The sequence below is a fragment of the Terasakiella sp. SH-1 genome, from assembly GCF_004564135.1.
Lineage (GTDB): Bacteria > Pseudomonadota > Alphaproteobacteria > Rhodospirillales > Terasakiellaceae > Terasakiella.
The window spans coordinates 2,159,212-2,174,708 of sequence record NZ_CP038255.1 but is presented as its reverse complement, the minus strand read 5'-3'; the positions used below and the strand labels follow the sequence as shown (position 1 = coordinate 2,174,708).

Annotated in this window: 12 protein-coding genes; 9 read left to right on the top strand and 3 right to left on the bottom strand. The window is 50.4% G+C overall.

Translation table 11 applies throughout. The features are described from left to right. Positions 1-41: 41 nt before the first annotated feature. The 3 genes from E4K71_RS09925 to E4K71_RS09915 are packed head-to-tail and all read right to left on the bottom strand — an operon-like array spanning position 42 to position 3,936. Entirely contained in the window at positions 42-1,874 is a 1,833-nt protein-coding gene (locus tag E4K71_RS09925; protein ID WP_135079121.1) for a M1 family peptidase, read from the bottom strand. 5 nt (positions 1,875-1,879) lie between these two features. Further along, entirely contained in the window at positions 1,880-3,067 is a 1,188-nt protein-coding gene (locus E4K71_RS09920) for a ChaN family lipoprotein (RefSeq protein ID WP_167730434.1), read from the bottom strand. A 53-nt stretch (positions 3,068-3,120) separates the two neighbouring features. Then, on the bottom strand, positions 3,121-3,936 hold the full coding sequence (locus E4K71_RS09915; protein WP_206201894.1) for an SH3 domain-containing protein: 816 nt from the start codon (positions 3,934-3,936) through the stop codon (positions 3,121-3,123). Positions 3,937-4,071: 135 nt separating this feature from the next. On the opposite strand from E4K71_RS09915, the gene ruvX reads away from it, so the two are divergent. The 9 genes from ruvX (at position 4,072) to rnr (ending at position 15,447) form a co-directional block, all read left to right on the top strand. Further along, positions 4,072-4,545 carry a Holliday junction resolvase RuvX gene (gene ruvX, locus E4K71_RS09910; protein WP_135079116.1) on the top strand — a complete coding sequence of 158 codons (474 nt, stop codon included), beginning with the start codon at positions 4,072-4,074 and terminating at the stop codon, positions 4,543-4,545. Next, positions 4,538-5,203: a class I SAM-dependent methyltransferase gene (locus tag E4K71_RS09905; RefSeq protein WP_135079114.1), complete on the top strand. Its 666-nt coding sequence runs from the start codon at positions 4,538-4,540 to the stop codon at positions 5,201-5,203. The genes ruvX and E4K71_RS09905 overlap by 8 nt, the downstream gene beginning before the upstream one ends. A gap of 9 nt (positions 5,204-5,212) precedes the next feature. Then, positions 5,213-6,142, top strand: a complete 930-nt coding sequence (locus E4K71_RS09900) for an AEC family transporter (protein WP_135079112.1) — start codon at positions 5,213-5,215, stop codon at positions 6,140-6,142. A 71-nt stretch (positions 6,143-6,213) separates the two neighbouring features. Next, positions 6,214-7,185: an aspartate carbamoyltransferase catalytic subunit gene (locus tag E4K71_RS09895; RefSeq protein WP_135079110.1), complete on the top strand. Its 972-nt coding sequence runs from the start codon at positions 6,214-6,216 to the stop codon at positions 7,183-7,185. Then, positions 7,182-8,498: a dihydroorotase gene (gene pyrC, locus E4K71_RS09890; RefSeq protein WP_135079108.1), complete on the top strand. Its 1,317-nt coding sequence runs from the start codon at positions 7,182-7,184 to the stop codon at positions 8,496-8,498. Before E4K71_RS09895 ends, pyrC begins: the two co-directional genes overlap by 4 nt. A gap of 11 nt (positions 8,499-8,509) precedes the next feature. Then, positions 8,510-9,121, top strand: a complete 612-nt coding sequence (gene plsY, locus E4K71_RS09885; protein ID WP_167730430.1) for a glycerol-3-phosphate 1-O-acyltransferase PlsY — start codon at positions 8,510-8,512, stop codon at positions 9,119-9,121. Between the two features lie 54 nt (positions 9,122-9,175). Further along, entirely contained in the window at positions 9,176-10,294 is a 1,119-nt protein-coding gene (gene dprA, locus E4K71_RS09880; protein WP_135079106.1) for a DNA-processing protein DprA, read from the top strand. 54 nt (positions 10,295-10,348) lie between these two features. Continuing rightward, on the top strand, positions 10,349-12,982 hold the full coding sequence (gene topA / locus E4K71_RS09875) for a type I DNA topoisomerase (protein WP_135079104.1): 2,634 nt from the start codon (positions 10,349-10,351) through the stop codon (positions 12,980-12,982). A gap of 209 nt (positions 12,983-13,191) precedes the next feature. After that, positions 13,192-15,447, top strand: a complete 2,256-nt coding sequence (gene rnr / locus E4K71_RS09870; RefSeq protein ID WP_135079102.1) for a ribonuclease R — start codon at positions 13,192-13,194, stop codon at positions 15,445-15,447. The last annotated feature ends 50 nt before the right edge of the window (positions 15,448-15,497 follow it).

Genomic DNA, 15,497 nt, shown 5'->3' with positions numbered 1-15,497 from the left:
CCTCTTATGGCTGCTATTTGTGCAAGGATTAAGTCAGCTTGTCAATGGACAGGAACGGAAATTGGACGGGCTTGACCGTTGGATTTAAAGGTGGCCTTTGCCCCGTTAAACATCAATTTATGACGCTTGCCATAATGGGGCAGGGGACGCAAGAGGCTTTCAAGTGCCTGTTCATCTGTTAAGGAAATGACCATGAAAGGCGTGTTGCCTGTGACTTTATCAGCCCAGATCAGGGCCGTTGTGTTCTCATGGGTTGGGAAGGTGGCGTGGGTCAGGCCATATTTTGTAAGCTGCTGAGCAATATCATCATGGGTGGCTATTAGGATAAAGGCTTTGTTGGTGACGCTTGGGCTGAGTGATACATTTTGATCAACCAACCGTTTGGCAAGTTTCAAGGCAGTGTTTTTAAAAGGGGCTGAACCAATAGCAATTAAATCAACCTGATCGGCCAACATGACATCACGCAAAATCGGGGGAGCTTCGTTTGTTCCCAGCTTTCTGAAAATATTGAAGTCGGGATCAAGGCTGAGGGCAAAGGGGCGTTCCTCCATATGGAGATTTGTCTGGGTCAAGCGTCCTTTTACATGAAGGGTCTTGTCCAGAACCCCATTTCCTGTGCCCACCGCAACAGGCAGGTGGGTTTCATAGAAGGGGTTGCCTTGCATCAGGCGTGTCTTGATCGTCCATCCCATGCCTTTTTCACGTTGGGTACGTGCCGAGATATTTTGAAATTCCGGTGCCCCTGTGCGTGTGGTCCATTGGGCGAAAAAATCTGAGAGGTCTTGCCCGCTTGCCTGTGTAAAATGCTGTTTTAAATCCAGCCAGCTGGCCGTGCTAAATTTATACTGTGACCAGAAGCTTCGCAGGCCCTGAAAAAAAGCATCTTCTCCAATTTTCTGGCGTAACATGTGAAAGATAAAGGCAACCTTGTGATAGCCGATCACCTGAGAAGCCTGCCCGTGTTTGGCCTTAAAGTCGATAACAGGATAGTCTTGGTCCGCAGGTAAGGCATTATAATCTCGCAACCAGGAAAGCCGCATGTCTTTAGCTTTTTCTGTTGAGGTCCTTTCAGCGGTCATATAATCGGCCATATAGGTGGTTAACCCTTCGGCCCAATTACCCGTGGTATAATCGGGAAAGACACCGTTCCCCCAGTAATTATGCAAAATTTCATGCCCAAGGGAGGTTTCCTTGATAAAGGGAAGCTGCAAGACCCGTGCCCCGACATAGGTCAGTCCCGCAAAACCAAATCCGGCAGGGATGGGGGCGGCAATGATATGAAACCCGCCAAAGGGGTAGGGGCCAATTTGTTGTTCAAAACGGCTAAGATATTTGGCTGTACGTTCCAGATAGCCTTTGGCCAAATGCTCCATTCCTTTAAAGAAATAGCTGCGCAGCTTTGTCTTTTGATAGCTCATTTGTGAAATGTGATAGGGACCGGCAAACAGGGGAATACCTTCTGTCGGCTTGTCCATCACAAAACGGGCCTGATAGGTTGTGTCGGTCTGGCTTTCTTCGTGAATGTGACCGGGCATAACGCTTACGAGTGGTGATGTCAGCGTGACATCAAACGTCATCAATTCATTTGTTTGGGGATGCCAGCCATGGGGGAGGTAAAGGGCCTGATTTGAGGCATAAGGCCCTCCTTGCCAGTCGTGCGGGCTATGGGCTGGAGGCAGGGGCCAGATGTAGGAAAATTCTGTAGCTGTTTTATTTTTAAGGGGAAGCGTAACAGGTTTACTGGCCGTTCCTGAAATATTCAGTTTGCGTTTTTCCATATCAATACGCACCTCAAGTTCAAGATGAACGAGCGCGTCAGCCCCTTTGGGCAGGGCCAGCAGGATAAGAGCGAAAAGGAAGTGCAGATATTTCATATAGATCAGGGGGCTGTTGGGAATTTAGCAATGATTTCAAGGGTGGTGTCACCGCGTTGAACCTCAAGGGGAAGCCATGTTCCCGCTGCTTGACGCTGTATGATCTGGACCAGTTCAGCCGGGCTTGTGGTTGTTAAACCTGCAGCCTTGCGGATGATATCCCCCTCACCCAGTCCCGCATCTTCTGCCACACTTTCTTCAACGATCTGGATGATTAAAACACCCGAGTCATCTTCTGTCTTGTCAATGCGCACCCCAAGCATAGGCTTGTGTTGGGCCGGTTTTTCCTCCATTGCCTCCAGCCCAAAAATTGCATCGCCGTAGGTGGGCGTGAGGTCGTTGCAATTCCATCCCAATGTCCAGGGCAGCAAGACCGTTGAATTTAGCCCCAATCCATCCAGTTGATGGGGGACACCGTGGCGATTGGCAAGATGTCCACTCCCCATAATACCGATGACCAAAGGGTTGCCACCCAGTTGCTGTACATGGGCAAGACCCTGCGCCATAGCCCCATCCCAGGTGAGTTGCGCCTCGACAAAGCGTTGGAAACGGGCCTTTGATTTTTCATCATCCTTTTTTTCATCGCTATGAACATGGGTGTGATAGGAGAAAACTTCTTTTAAGGACGTGAGATATTCAGGGCTGGCCGGGCGTGGGGTCTGTACACCTTCGCGCCTTTCTTCCTCAACGCCGTCCCAGCCTTTTTGTGAAATTTCGCCAATCAAGGTGCGATCCACATTCAGGGCGACAATGGGCAGGCGGTTCATACGGGCAAAACGAAATAGCGGCATATAGAGGTCAGCATCATGTTTCCAGACTTCATCCCAGTCACTACGTTCCAGAAATTCCTCTTCACTTAATTCACCGCGTACCCAGGCATCCAAAACAGGCTGGATGCGACGGGGGAACATTTCAAATCCGATAACGATGTTGGAATTATGGGCATAAAGCTGGGTGATGGTCTGCAACTGCCAGCGGTGATGGACGGCATCAGGGTGTTGTTCCCCCAGCAAGACGATCTTTTCCTGTGCGGCCTGTTTAATCAGGGCATGTTGATCAAGAACTTGTTTTGTTTGGGGGGAGATCCATTGTGCGCGTTGAATACAGGAGGTATCGCTTTCTTCGCCATGGGCGTGTGTGACAAGGAAAAGGCTAAAGGCAACGGCGGTGAGGAGTTGTTTTTTCAGGGACATGATCAGGCTCGTCATTTATCGTTTTTGTTGTTTTCCCTGTTTTAAAAAGAGCCTTACTGTGGTTCTTTTTCACCAGGTGTTGGAATTTTTCCAGCAATAGTGTGCCAGGCGCGCATATTGAAAGAGTCCAGTTGCAGGTTTAAGGCTGCTTCAATTGCTTCTTTTGGATTTAGGGCGTCTTTGGACTGGCGCAAGTCCTGTTCTTTAAACTCTTTGAGTGAAACCGCATCCATGACGACCTTTTGTTTCATCAGATCAAACAGGGAGGTTGCCGACAGGAATTCTTCATAACCTGTTGCAATTTCTGTCAAGTTCAGGGTGATTTGGAAAATCGGTTTATTCCCCAAATCATGGGGTACTTCTGACATGAACATCATGGCGTCAAATTTGAAGGTGTCGCTCTTATGTTTGCAGTCAAACGAGGCGAGATAGTCAGAAGATACAAAAATAATTTCTTCTTCCACATCACGCCCTTCATGGGTGACTTTAAAATCACAAACAGGTTTTTGGTTTTCACTTAAATCAATGGTGCCAAATAATGGGGCGGTAAAGGACGCATCAATCATTGGGGTTAAGGAAGGTGCATAGACAAAGCCAAGCTCATCACCCTGACGCGAGACCGCTAACCATTGTGTTCCCTTGGCACGGCCCAGTACCGTCACGATATCACGTTTGGCGAGTTTAGAGAGTTTTTTGCCTTTATTTCCCGGTGTGGCGCGCACATTTACGTGTTTTTTTGTCACCAGAAAGGGGCCTGTATGGCCTTCCAGTGAGATGCCTTGAAACAGGGATGCTGCCTGTACGTTTATGGACGACAGGGATAGAAAAACAGCGCTGAATGCGGCGGTGATGAACGATAGGCGCTTCACCACGAAACCTCCAAGAGTTATCGTTAATTGAGGCGCATCATAACGTAATGTGGATAGAGATACAATGCGATCAGTTCTCGACTTTGGATAACATTTACGTCATAAGCCAGCCTGAGGAAAAATGGAGCATATAATATGGTCATTCATGAACTGGAAGATTTTGCCAAAACCCTGAAGCAATATGATCGCCTGATGGGCATTGATTTGGGCACCAAGACGATTGGACTGGCCCTTTCTGATGTGATGCGCACCATTGCAAGCCCGCTGGAAACCTTGACCAAAGGTAAGTTTTCCAAGGATGTGGTGAAGCTTAAGCAGTTGATTGATAAAGAAGAAGTCAATGCCATTGTTTTGGGACTGCCCCGTGAAATGGATGGCACACAGGGCAAACGTGCCCAGGCGACCAAAGCATTTGCCTCCAACTTGTCGCGTGAAATTGATTTGCCGATTTTCCTGTGGGATGAGCGCCTTTCGACTGTGGCGGTGGAACGTGTGTTGATTGGGGAGGCTGATTTGACGCGCAAACGCCGCGCTGAAGTTGTCGATCGTGCAGCGGCAGCTTATATTTTACAAGGGCTTTTGGACGCATTGGGGCATCAATATGGCTGATCAATCCCTGCGCTTAACAGAGGGGCTGGATACATATATTCGAGAGGTGGGCACGCGTGAAAGCGAACCGCTTCGCCATCTGCGTGAACATTCCAAAAAAACGCTGGTGAATGCCCAGCTGGCGATCCGTCCGGAAGAAGCCGGACTATTGGACATGCTGGTGCGTCTGACAGGGACAAAGCGTATTATCGAAATTGGCGTCTATGCAGGTTATTCCACATTGGCCTTGGCCCAAGCTTTGCCAGATGATGGGTATATTGTGGCTTTGGAACGTGATGAACGTTTCCCTCCCGTGGGACGCCCCTATTGGGAAGAAGCCGGGGTGGATCACAAGATTGACCTGCGTTTGTGTGATGCCAATGAAGGGATCGAAAAAGTGCTGGAAGAAAACGGGCCGGGCAGTTTCGATATGGCCTTTATTGATGCCGATAAGGCCAGCTATATGAATTATTATGAAAAATCACTGGAGCTGGTACGCCCCGGTGGGATTGTCGTGGTGGATAATGTGCTGTGGTATGGTCGGGTTATTGACGAGGCTGACACAACCCATCAAACTGAAGCCATTCGTGCGATTAACAAACATATTGTTGATGATGATCGTGTGGACATGACCATGTTGGCTGTCGGGGATGGGCTGACGATTGCACGCAAAAGATAAGGTGAGGGCATGATTGAAATTTTTTACGCATTGGGGCCGATCTTTTTGCTGATCCTGATCGGCTATTGGCTGCGTAAAAAAGATCATATTGCCGAAGGGTTCTGGGACCCAGCGGAAATGCTCACTTATTATGTTTTCTTTCCTGCCTTGTTGTTGCGCACAACATCAACGGCGGATATGGGAGAACTGGATATCGGCCCGATGGCCTTTGCTATTGTGTCTTCCATGGTGTTGGTCGGGGCGATTACTGTGAAAGCCCGCCCTTTACTCAACATTGATGGGCCGACTTTTACGTCCCTTTTTCAAGGTTCTATTCGTTTTAACACTTATGTGGGGATTGCCGCAGCTTCCGCCTTGTGGGGGCAGCCGGGTCTGACCTTGATTGCCATCGCTGTGGCCTTTGCGGTGCCGCTGGTTAATGTTCTTTGTATCATTGTGATGGAAACCTATGGGGATCATCGCACAGACGGCCCGCCCCAAGTTGGCTCTCTCGTCAGGTCGGTTTTGCGCAATCCGTTGATTTTGGCCTGTATCCTCGGCTTATCCATGAACGGCATGGATGTTACGTTGCCTCCTGTTTTTGGTCCGTTGGTCGAAATTCTGGCCCGTGCGGCCTTGCCTGTGGGCTTGCTGTGTGTCGGTGCGGGGCTGCATTTCCAAACCATTCGTGAGGCTGGGCGTACGGTCATTGCCGCCAATGTGATCAAGCTGTTGGTTCTACCACTGGTGTGTTGGGGCTGTTGCGTGGCGATTGGGGTCGAAGGGTTGACGCGGGATTTATGTATTTTCTTCTGCGGATTGCCTGTAGCGTCATCTTCTTATGTGCTTGCACGCAAGATGGGGGGCAATGGCGAAGTCATGTCAGCGATCATCACTTTGACGACTCTATGTGCGATGGTAAGCCTGCCTCTGCTTCTTCTGTTTTTAGAGGCCCTTTGAGAGGCGCAGAAAAGCTGGTGTTTGAAGTCACCCTTGCATGGGGCATTCACCTATGCATATAGTCCGCGCTTATGAGCACCAAGGACAGAGAATTACGCTTTACGCATCGGCACCTTCTCGGCATCGAAGGGTTATACCCTTTCGAAATTACCGACATTCTGGACCGGGCAGAAGCCTACGCCGCGGCAAATCGTCAGCGCACCCAAGTGGAGCAAAAACTGGCAGGCCGTACAGTCATCAATCTCTTTTTTGAAAATTCAACACGAACCCGTACATCGTTTGAACGCGCAGCCAAACGTCTGGGTGCCGATGTGATTAATATGTCCGTGGCGACCTCTTCAATTAAGAAGGGGGAAACCCTGATTGATACGGCGGTCACGCTGAATGCCATGCATCCTGATGTGCTGGTTGTGCGTCATGGGGATTCCGGTGCGGTAAAACTCTTGTCGCAAAAAATGAATTGCGCGGTGCTGAATGCCGGGGACGGCACGCACGAACATCCCACACAAGCCTTGCTTGATGCGCTGACCATTCGCCGTCGCAAAGGTAATATTACGAATTTGAGTGTGGCGATCTGTGGGGACATCCTGCATTCACGTGTGGCTCGTTCCAACATTCATTTGCTCAATGCCATGGGTGCGCAAGTCCGTCTTGTTGCCCCAAGCACCTTGTTGCCCAAATCCATGAGTGTACTGGGCGCAGAAGTCTTTCATGATATGCGTGAAGGGCTCAAGGATGTGGATGTGGTCATGATGTTGCGCCTGCAACAAGAACGTATGGAAGGGGCCTATTTGCCGTCACAGCGCGAATATTTCCATTTCTATGGTCTGGATTATGACAAACTGTCCGTGGCCAAAGATGATGCCCTGATCATGCACCCCGGTCCCATGAACCGTGGGGTGGAAATTGATTCTGATGTGGCTGATGATTTTGAACGTTCCGCCATTCAGGAACAGGTGGAAATGGGTGTGGCCGCCCGTATGGCGTGCTTGGATGTGGTAACAGAAAATCTGGATATTTGGCGCAAGGAGAACGGTCTATGAGTGTGAAACTTGATAAGCCGTTGGGCCGTGTTGCCTATGTGAATGCCCGTGTGATTGATCCGGCCAGTAATCTGGATATTCAGGGCGGTGTTTTAACCGAAGGCGAACAAATTGCCGATTTTGGCCCCGGCTATGCCAAAGCCAATGGTCATTACGGCGAAGCGACCGTGGTGGATTGTAAAGGGGCCTGTCTGGTGCCGGGCCTTGTGGATATGCGTGTTCAAATCCGCGAACCGGGTGAAGAACATAAAGGCACATTGCAATCTGCCGGTGAAGCGGCGACCCAGGGCGGTGTGACCTCCATGGTCAGCCTGCCCAATACCAATCCGGTCACTGATGATATGAGCGTGGTGGAATTTGTTGCGCGTCGTGCCCGTTTGTTGGGCCTGAGCAAAGTCTACCCATATGGCGCCATTACCAAGGGGCTGAACGGGAAAGACATGGCTGAAATGGGCATGTTGGCGGAATCCGGTGCGGTGGCCTTTACCGATGGGACCCGTGCGGTGGCTTCTGCCAAGGTGATGCGCAAGGCGCTGACTTATGCACGCAATTATGATCTGTTGTTGGTGCAACATGCCGAAGAACCGTCTTTGGCCGAAGGTGGCTGTATGAATGCAGGCGATCTTGCCATTCGTATGGGCTTGGCTGGTATTCCCACCGTGGCGGAAACCATCATGGTGGCCCGTGATGTCCGATTGGCCGAAGATACAGGGGGGCGCTTGCATTTTGGTCATATTTCCACGGCAGAAAGTATTGATATCATTCGCCGGGCCAAAGAGCGTGGCGTGCGTGTGACGTGTGATACAGCACCGCCGTATTTCTCATTAAACGAGTTGGCGGTGGGGGATTATCGCACCTTTGCCAAGCTGTCTCCACCACTGCGCAGTGAAGAAGATCGCCAAGCCATTATTGAAGGTTTGAAAGATGGCACAATTGATGCCATTGCCTCAGACCACGCCCCGGAAGATGAAGATTCAAAACGCTTGCCGTTTGCTCAGGCCGCTTTTGGTGGTGTTGGGTTGGAAACGCTTTTGGCGATTACGCTGGAACTTTATCATAACAAACATATGTCGCTATTAGAGTGCTTGCGCACGGTGACATGCAGCCCGGCTGATATTATCGGCTTGCCGGCAGGGCGTTTGGAAAAAGGCGCGGCTGCAGATTTGTGTGTATTTGACCCGGAATTGGGCTGGAAAATTGATGCGGACCAACTGGCATCCAAATCCAAAAACTCTCCCTTTGATGGCCGTTTGGCGCAAGGGCGTTGTTTGCGCACCGTAATTGACGGACGTACCGTCTTTGAAATGAAATAGGAGCTGACCTTATGGGGATGACACCCGTCGTTGTGACGCATGCATGGCAAATGGCCGCTATTTTGGGCTATTTGCTGGGCGCAATTCCGTTTGGTTTGCTGCTGACAAAATTCTTTCAGGCAGGCGATTTGCGTTCCATCGGTTCAGGCAATATTGGCGCAACTAATGTGCTGCGCACCGGTCGTAAAGGGCTGGCTGTTGCTACGCTTATTTTAGATGGTGGCAAAGGGGCAGTCGCTGCTTTGATTGCCGGGGCCTACTATGGACCGGAAGAAGCCATGATTGCAGGTATGATGGCGGTGATCGGCCATAACTTCCCCATGTGGCTGAAGTTTCAGGGCGGCAAAGGGGTTGCAACCACGTTGGGTGTGTTGATTGCATTGTGCTGGCCTGCGGGCTTGGCAGCCTGTGCCACATGGCTGTTGATTGCCTTTACCTTTAAAATGTCATCCCTGTCCGCTTTGGTCGCTTTTGCGATCTCTCCGGTTTATATGTTCTTCCTTGGCAATGAGAGTTTGGCTGTGGTTGCCTTTATGCTGGCAGTGTTGGGTTTTATTCGCCATCAGGAAAATATTAAACGTATTTTGGCGGGTGAAGAACCAAAAATCGGCCAAAAGAAATAAAATCCTTCAAACCCATCCATAGCTTTCTTGAAACATAAATCAGGAAGGTATGTGATGGGTTCTTCTTCTTTAACATCTGATGAACGGCTGGCATGGCTGCGTTTGATTCGCAGTGAAAATGTCGGCCCTGTGACGTTTTATCGTTTACTTGAACAGTTTGGAACAGCGAAAGAGGCGCTGGATGCTGTGCCTCATTTGGCGAAAAAGGGCGGACGGAAAAAAGCGATTAAAATCTGTTCCAGACGCGAAGCGTTGGACGAGCTGGAACAGCTTGATGAAATCGGGGCCAAAATGGTGTTGCGTGATGAGGCAACTTATCCCCCCTTGTTGGCCCATGTTGAAGATGCCCCTCCCATTTTGACTGTGCGCGGTCATGAACATCTTTTAACAAAACGGGCAGTCGCCATTGTCGGGGCGCGTAATGCTTCGATCAATGGCTGTAAGTTTGCAGCCCAGATCGCACGGGAGCTGGGCCAAGGCGGATTACTGGTTGTCTCAGGTCTGGCCCGTGGCGTGGATGGTGCGGCCCACGCGGCAAGCCTTGAAACAGGCACTGTCGGGGTGCAAGGCGGTGGGGTTGATGTGATTTACCCGAAAGAAAACACGACTTTATATAATGAAATGGTGGAACGTGGGTGTGTCATTGCAGAATCGAAAATGGGCACACGGCCACAGGCACGCCATTTCCCACGGCGCAACCGGATTATTTCCGGTATGTGTCGCGCGATTGTGGTGGTGGAAGCCTCGCCACGTTCTGGTTCTTTGATTAGTGCGCGTATGGCCCTGGAGCAGGGGCGCGAGGTTTTTGCGGTGCCTGGATCACCGCTAGACCCGCGTTCCAAAGGGACAAATGCTTTGATTCGCGATGGGGCACATTTGCTGGAAGGGGCTGAAAATATTTTTAATGTACTTAATGACCTTCAAAATATTCCCTTAAAAGAAGATAAAAATGTCTATTTTCAGGGGGGTAAGACTGGTTTGCCTGCAGAAGACGAACTGGTTGAAGGACGAACAATGATCACAGAAAGTTTGTCTGTAACGCCAGTTTGTGTTGACGAAATCATCCGTCAATGCCAAATCTCTGCTTCAATTGTGCAAACCGTTCTTTTGGAACTGGAACTTGCCGGGCAGCTGGAACGTCATCCCGGAAATAAGGTTTCTTTAATCATTTGAATGGTATAGCTGCACTGAGATTTGTAGTGAAATAGCTTTTAGAAGACGTAACAGATGAACGTTGTTGTCGTAGAATCGCCAGCCAAGGCCAAAACGATCAATAAATATCTGGGCAAGGATTATAAGGTTTTTGCCTCTTATGGTCACATTCGTGACTTGCCGGCCAAAGATGGGTCGGTGCGCCCCGATGATGGATTCTCCATGGATTGGGAAATGGATGCGCGTTCTAAAAAGCAGTTCAAAGAAATTACAGACGCCATGAAGGGCGCAGACAAACTGTTTCTCGCAACTGACCCCGATCGCGAAGGGGAGGCCATTTCATGGCATGTTCAGGAAGTGCTGGAGAAAAAACGTCTGCTTAAAGGGGTCGATGTTAAACGTATCGTCTTCCACGAAATTACCAAACAGGCTGTTCTGGATGCGGTTGCATCCCCGCGAGAGATCAATCAGGAACTGGTCGAAGCTTATCTTGCGCGCCGTGCGCTGGATTATCTTGTGGGCTTTAACCTGTCGCCTGTGTTGTGGCGCAAATTGCCGGGTTCGCGTTCTGCCGGGCGTGTACAGTCTGTTGCCCTGCGCCTGATTTGTGAGCGTGAGGCCGAGATTGAAGCCTTTAAGTCTGATGAATATTGGACGGTGGATGCCAAATTCACCACACCGAAGAAAAAGACACTGGCGGCAAACCTCACTCATTTAAACGGTGAAAAGCTGGCGAAACTGTCCATTGGCAATGAAAATGCGGCCAATGGTGCGGTTGCAACTGTGGAAGCCGGGACCTATACGGTCGGTGATGTGGAACGTAAGAAAACACGTCGCAATCCCGCCCCGCCATTTACAACATCAACCTTGCAGCAAGAAGCCTCGCGCAAATTGGGTTTTGGGGCCAAACGCACCATGCAGGTGGCGCAGAAGCTTTATGAAGGGATCAATATCGGCGGGGAAACCGTTGGTTTGATCACCTATATGCGTACCGATGCGGTGAGCCTGTCAAACGAAGCTATTTTTGCTGCGCGTGATCTGATTAAAGATCAATATGGTGAAAACTATCTGCCGAAAGCACCGCGCACTTATAAGACCAAACAGAAGAACGCACAGGAAGCCCACGAAGCGATCCGCCCGACAGGTGTCAGCCGTCGCCCGGAAGCCATGGCGCAATATCTCGATGCGGACCAGCTGAAACTTTATACCCTGATCTGGAAACGCACCGTTGCCTGTCAGATGGAAAGCGCTGTGCTGGATCAAGTGGGCGTGGTCATCCAAAATGAAGATAAGCAGACTTGGTTGCGTGCCAGCGGTTCTGTCATCGTCTTTGATGGTTTCCTGACGCTTTATCAGGAAGGTCGTGATGATGCGGCTGATGATGATGAAAAAGGTGGCAAGATGCTGCCGGATGTTCAAACTGGTGACAAGCTAAACCTTGGTCCGGTCAAGGCAGAACAGCATTTCACCCAGCCGCCCCCGCGCTATTCGGAAGCCTCGCTGGTGAAAAAGATGGAAGAGCTCGGCATCGGTCGTCCATCCACTTATGCCAGCATCATTTCCGTGCTTCAGGATCGCGATTATGTGCGTTTGGATAAAAAACGCTTTATCCCGGAAGATCGTGGCCGTTTGGTGACAGCCTTCTTGGCGAACTTCTTTGAACGTTATGTCCAATATGATTTCACCGCCAACCTTGAAGATCAGCTGGATGAAATTTCCAATGGTCAGGAAGACTGGCAGAAAGTCTTGCGTGAATTCTGGGTGGCCTTTAGTGGTGCGGTGGATGATACCAAGGAATTGCGTGTACGCGATGTACTGGATACCTTGAACAAGGAACTGGCAGAACATTTCTTTACCGAACGCGAAGATGGTAAAGACCCACGCTCTTGCCCGACTTGCGCCGATGGCAGCTTGAGCTTGAAATTGGGAAAATTTGGCGCCTTTATTGGGTGCTCTAACTATCCTGAGTGTAACTACACCCGTCCGCTGGTCAAGGATGAAGGCGATCAGGCACTGCCTGATCTGGATTCCGGGCCCAAAGAGTTGGGTGTTGACCCTGAAACTGATCAAATGGTGACCATGCGTCGCGGGCCTTATGGGCTTTATGTTCAGATCGGGGATATTGATCCGGAAGACAAAAAGAAAAAGCCCAAGCGGGCATCGCTGACCGCAGATATGAACCCGGCGGAAGTGGACCTTCAGGCAGCACTCAAGCTGTTGTCCTTGCCACGTAATGTGGGGATTTTCCCGGAAACAGGCGAAGTGATTAAGGCGGGCATTGGTCGTTTCGGCCCTTATGTTTCTGTGGGTAAGACCTTTGTGTCTATCAAGGAAGATAGCCCTTATACCATCGGTGAAAACCGCGCCATTGCCCTGATCCATGAAAAAATGGAAAAGACGCAAATGGTGGTTTTGGGCCAACATCCGGATGAGAAAAAAGACATCATCCTGCAAAATGGCCGTTGGGGTCCGTTTGTGAAAGTGGGCCGCATCAATGTACGCCTGCCAAAAGACATGGACCGTGAAGAAGTGACCTTGGAATGGGCGATTGAAGCCCTGAACAAGAAAGGCGCGGGTGCAAAGAAGAAGAAAGCCCCTGCCAAAAAGAAACCTGCGGCCAAAAAAACGGCCGCAAAAAAGCCCGCGGCCAAGAAGACAACAACAGCAAAGAAAAAAGCCCCTGCTAAAAAGAAGGCAGCAAGCGAGTAATTTGCAGATCATAAAAACGTCATCCTCGCCCCCGCGTGGATCTGTTATGATCAAAACATATTCGTCATCCCCAGCTTGACTGGGGATCCAGAATTGCGTGGTCTTAAGATTTTACTGGATTCCCGATCAAGTCGGGAATGACACATTTATTTGAATTGGACAGTCGTGGATTAATCCAGCGATGACGCTTTCCATTATAGGCACCTGACGTGACAGACAACACCAGAAAACCAGTCCCTTTTCCGACCAAAGCCCAGATCGTGGAATTTATCAATGAGTCACCGGGCAAGGTCGGCAAACGTGAAATTGCGCGTGCTTTTGCCTTGCTAGGGCCTGCGAAAATTCAGCTTAAGAAGATTTTGAGAGAGCTGGAAAAAGACGGCAAAATTGGTCGTGGCGGTAAACGCCGTTTTGCCACACCGGGTTCTATGCCCGATGTGACCGTGTTGGAAATTACGGGTATTGATACGGATGGTGAATTGCTGGCCAAACCATTGAGCTGGCAAGGCGATGATGAACCGCCCAAGGTCTATGTCGCCCAGTCTGGCGGGCGCACAGCCTATGGCCTGCGCGATCGTGTGTTATGTCGCATGCACAAAATCTCGGCCAAGGAATATGAAGCTCAGGTCATTCGTCAGATTTCAGAAGCCCCCTCGCGCATCTTGGGGATTTATCAAAGTGGTGGTGATCAGGGCCGCTTGATCCCGACAGATCGCCGGGCAAAATCTGAATTCATCATTGCCCATGAAAATGCCTTGGAGGCCGAAAATGGCGAGCTGGTGCTATGTGAACCGCTACCGGGGCGGGTCTTTGGCCTAAAGCCTGCCCGTGTGGTGGAACGTCTGGGCGATACCAATCAGCCCAAGGCGGTTTCGCTGGTATGCATTCATGCCCATGACATCCCGTCTGAATTCCCGAGCGAAGCGGTTGAGCAAGCGGAAAATGCCAAGGCGGTACCGCTGGGCAAACGGGTGGATTTACGTGAAATCCCATTGGTGACTATTGATGGGCCGGATGCGCGTGATTTTGACGATGCGGTCTTTGCCGAAGCCGATATGGATGAAAATAACAAAGGCGGCTGGCATATTATTGTCGCCATTGCCGATGTCTCCCATTATGTGCGCGGTGGTGATGATCTGGATCGTTCAGCTTACGAGAGGGGGAATTCAGTCTATTTCCCGGATCGTGTGGTGCCCATGCTGCCCGAAGCTCTGTCAAATGGCTGGTGCTCGTTGGTGCCTCATGAAGACCGTGGTTGTCTGGCCGTTCATATGTGGATTGATAAAGATGGCAAATTGCTGCGCCATAAATTTATCCGTGGCCTGATGCGCAGCCATGCGCGTCTGACCTATGAACAAGCCCAAGCTGCGCGTGATGGTCAGACAGACGAGGTGACAGAACAGCTGATCGAAACGGTGATTAATCCGCTTTATGGTGCCTATGACAGTTTCCTGTGCTATCGCGAGGCACGCAATGTGTTGGAACTGGATGTGCCGGAACGAAAGATCGCTTTTAACGAAGAAGGTCAGGTCGCTTCCATTGATAAACGTCAGCGCCTTGATAGTCACAAGCTGATTGAGGAATTCATGATCACGGCCAATGTGGCCGCAGCCGAAGCCTTGGAACAGAAGCGTCAGCCCTGCATGTATCGTATCCACGATGCGCCGGGTCTGGAAAAGATGGAAGCCTTGCGTCAGTTCCTTGGCTCTCTTGATATCAAGCTGGCAAAAGGTCAGCAGCCGAGCCCGAAAATCTTTAACCGTATCTTGAATGATGTGCGTGAAACCGATCAAAACCATATGGTCAATCAGGTGGTGCTGCGTTCTCAATCCCAAGCGGAATATAACCCGGAAAATATCGGTCACTTTGGCTTGGCGCTAAGCCGTTATGCGCATTTCACATCTCCCATTCGACGCTATTCTGACCTGTTGGTTCATCGCGCCCTGATTCGAGGTTATGGCCTTGGGGAAGGTGGGCTGGAAAGCGATGGCAAAGATTTTGCCGATATGGGTGATCATCTCTCTAAAACAGAACGTCGCGCGGCTGCGGCAGAACGCGATGCCATGGATCGCTACACCACCTTGTTTATGGCTGATCGTGTCGGGGCGAGCTTTGGGGCGCGCATTAATGGGGTGACTCGTTTTGGCCTGTTTGTCACACTGGATGAAACAGGTGCCGATGGCTTGGTGCCGATCCGCAGTTTGCCTCATGATTATTACGATCATGATGAGCAGCTTCATACATTAGTGGGTAAGCGCAGTGGCTTCACCTTCCGTTTGGGGCAGACCGTAGAGGTCAAGCTGATGGAAGCCGATGTGGTTACAGGTGGCATGGTGTTTAATATCGTGCTGAGCGATAAGGATGTTGCCAAGGCAGCAAAACTGGGGGGTGGTGGACGTCGCCCCAAGAAAGGCCATCGCAAAGGCTTTAAAAAAGCACCGAAAAGCAGAAGACGTACAAGGTGAATAGATTGCATGTTGAATTGACTCGCAGTTTTGTGGGGAATTTGGCATGA

Coding starts and splice junctions, on each gene's coding strand:
- ruvX (WP_135079116.1), top strand. CDS start 4,072: ATGGTCATTCATGAACTGGAAGATTTTGCCAAAACCCTGAAGCAATAT.
- E4K71_RS09920 (WP_167730434.1), bottom strand. CDS start 3,067: ATGTCCCTGAAAAAACAACTCCTCACCGCCGTTGCCTTTAGCCTTTTC.
- E4K71_RS09900 (WP_135079112.1), top strand. CDS start 5,213: ATGATTGAAATTTTTTACGCATTGGGGCCGATCTTTTTGCTGATCCTG.
- pyrC (WP_135079108.1), top strand. CDS start 7,182: ATGAGTGTGAAACTTGATAAGCCGTTGGGCCGTGTTGCCTATGTGAAT.
- topA (WP_135079104.1), top strand. CDS start 10,349: ATGAACGTTGTTGTCGTAGAATCGCCAGCCAAGGCCAAAACGATCAAT.
- plsY (WP_167730430.1), top strand. CDS start 8,510: ATGGGGATGACACCCGTCGTTGTGACGCATGCATGGCAAATGGCCGCT.
- E4K71_RS09905 (WP_135079114.1), top strand. CDS start 4,538: ATGGCTGATCAATCCCTGCGCTTAACAGAGGGGCTGGATACATATATT.
- dprA (WP_135079106.1), top strand. CDS start 9,176: ATGGGTTCTTCTTCTTTAACATCTGATGAACGGCTGGCATGGCTGCGT.
- E4K71_RS09925 (WP_135079121.1), bottom strand. CDS start 1,874: ATGAAATATCTGCACTTCCTTTTCGCTCTTATCCTGCTGGCCCTGCCC.
- E4K71_RS09895 (WP_135079110.1), top strand. CDS start 6,214: ATGAGCACCAAGGACAGAGAATTACGCTTTACGCATCGGCACCTTCTC.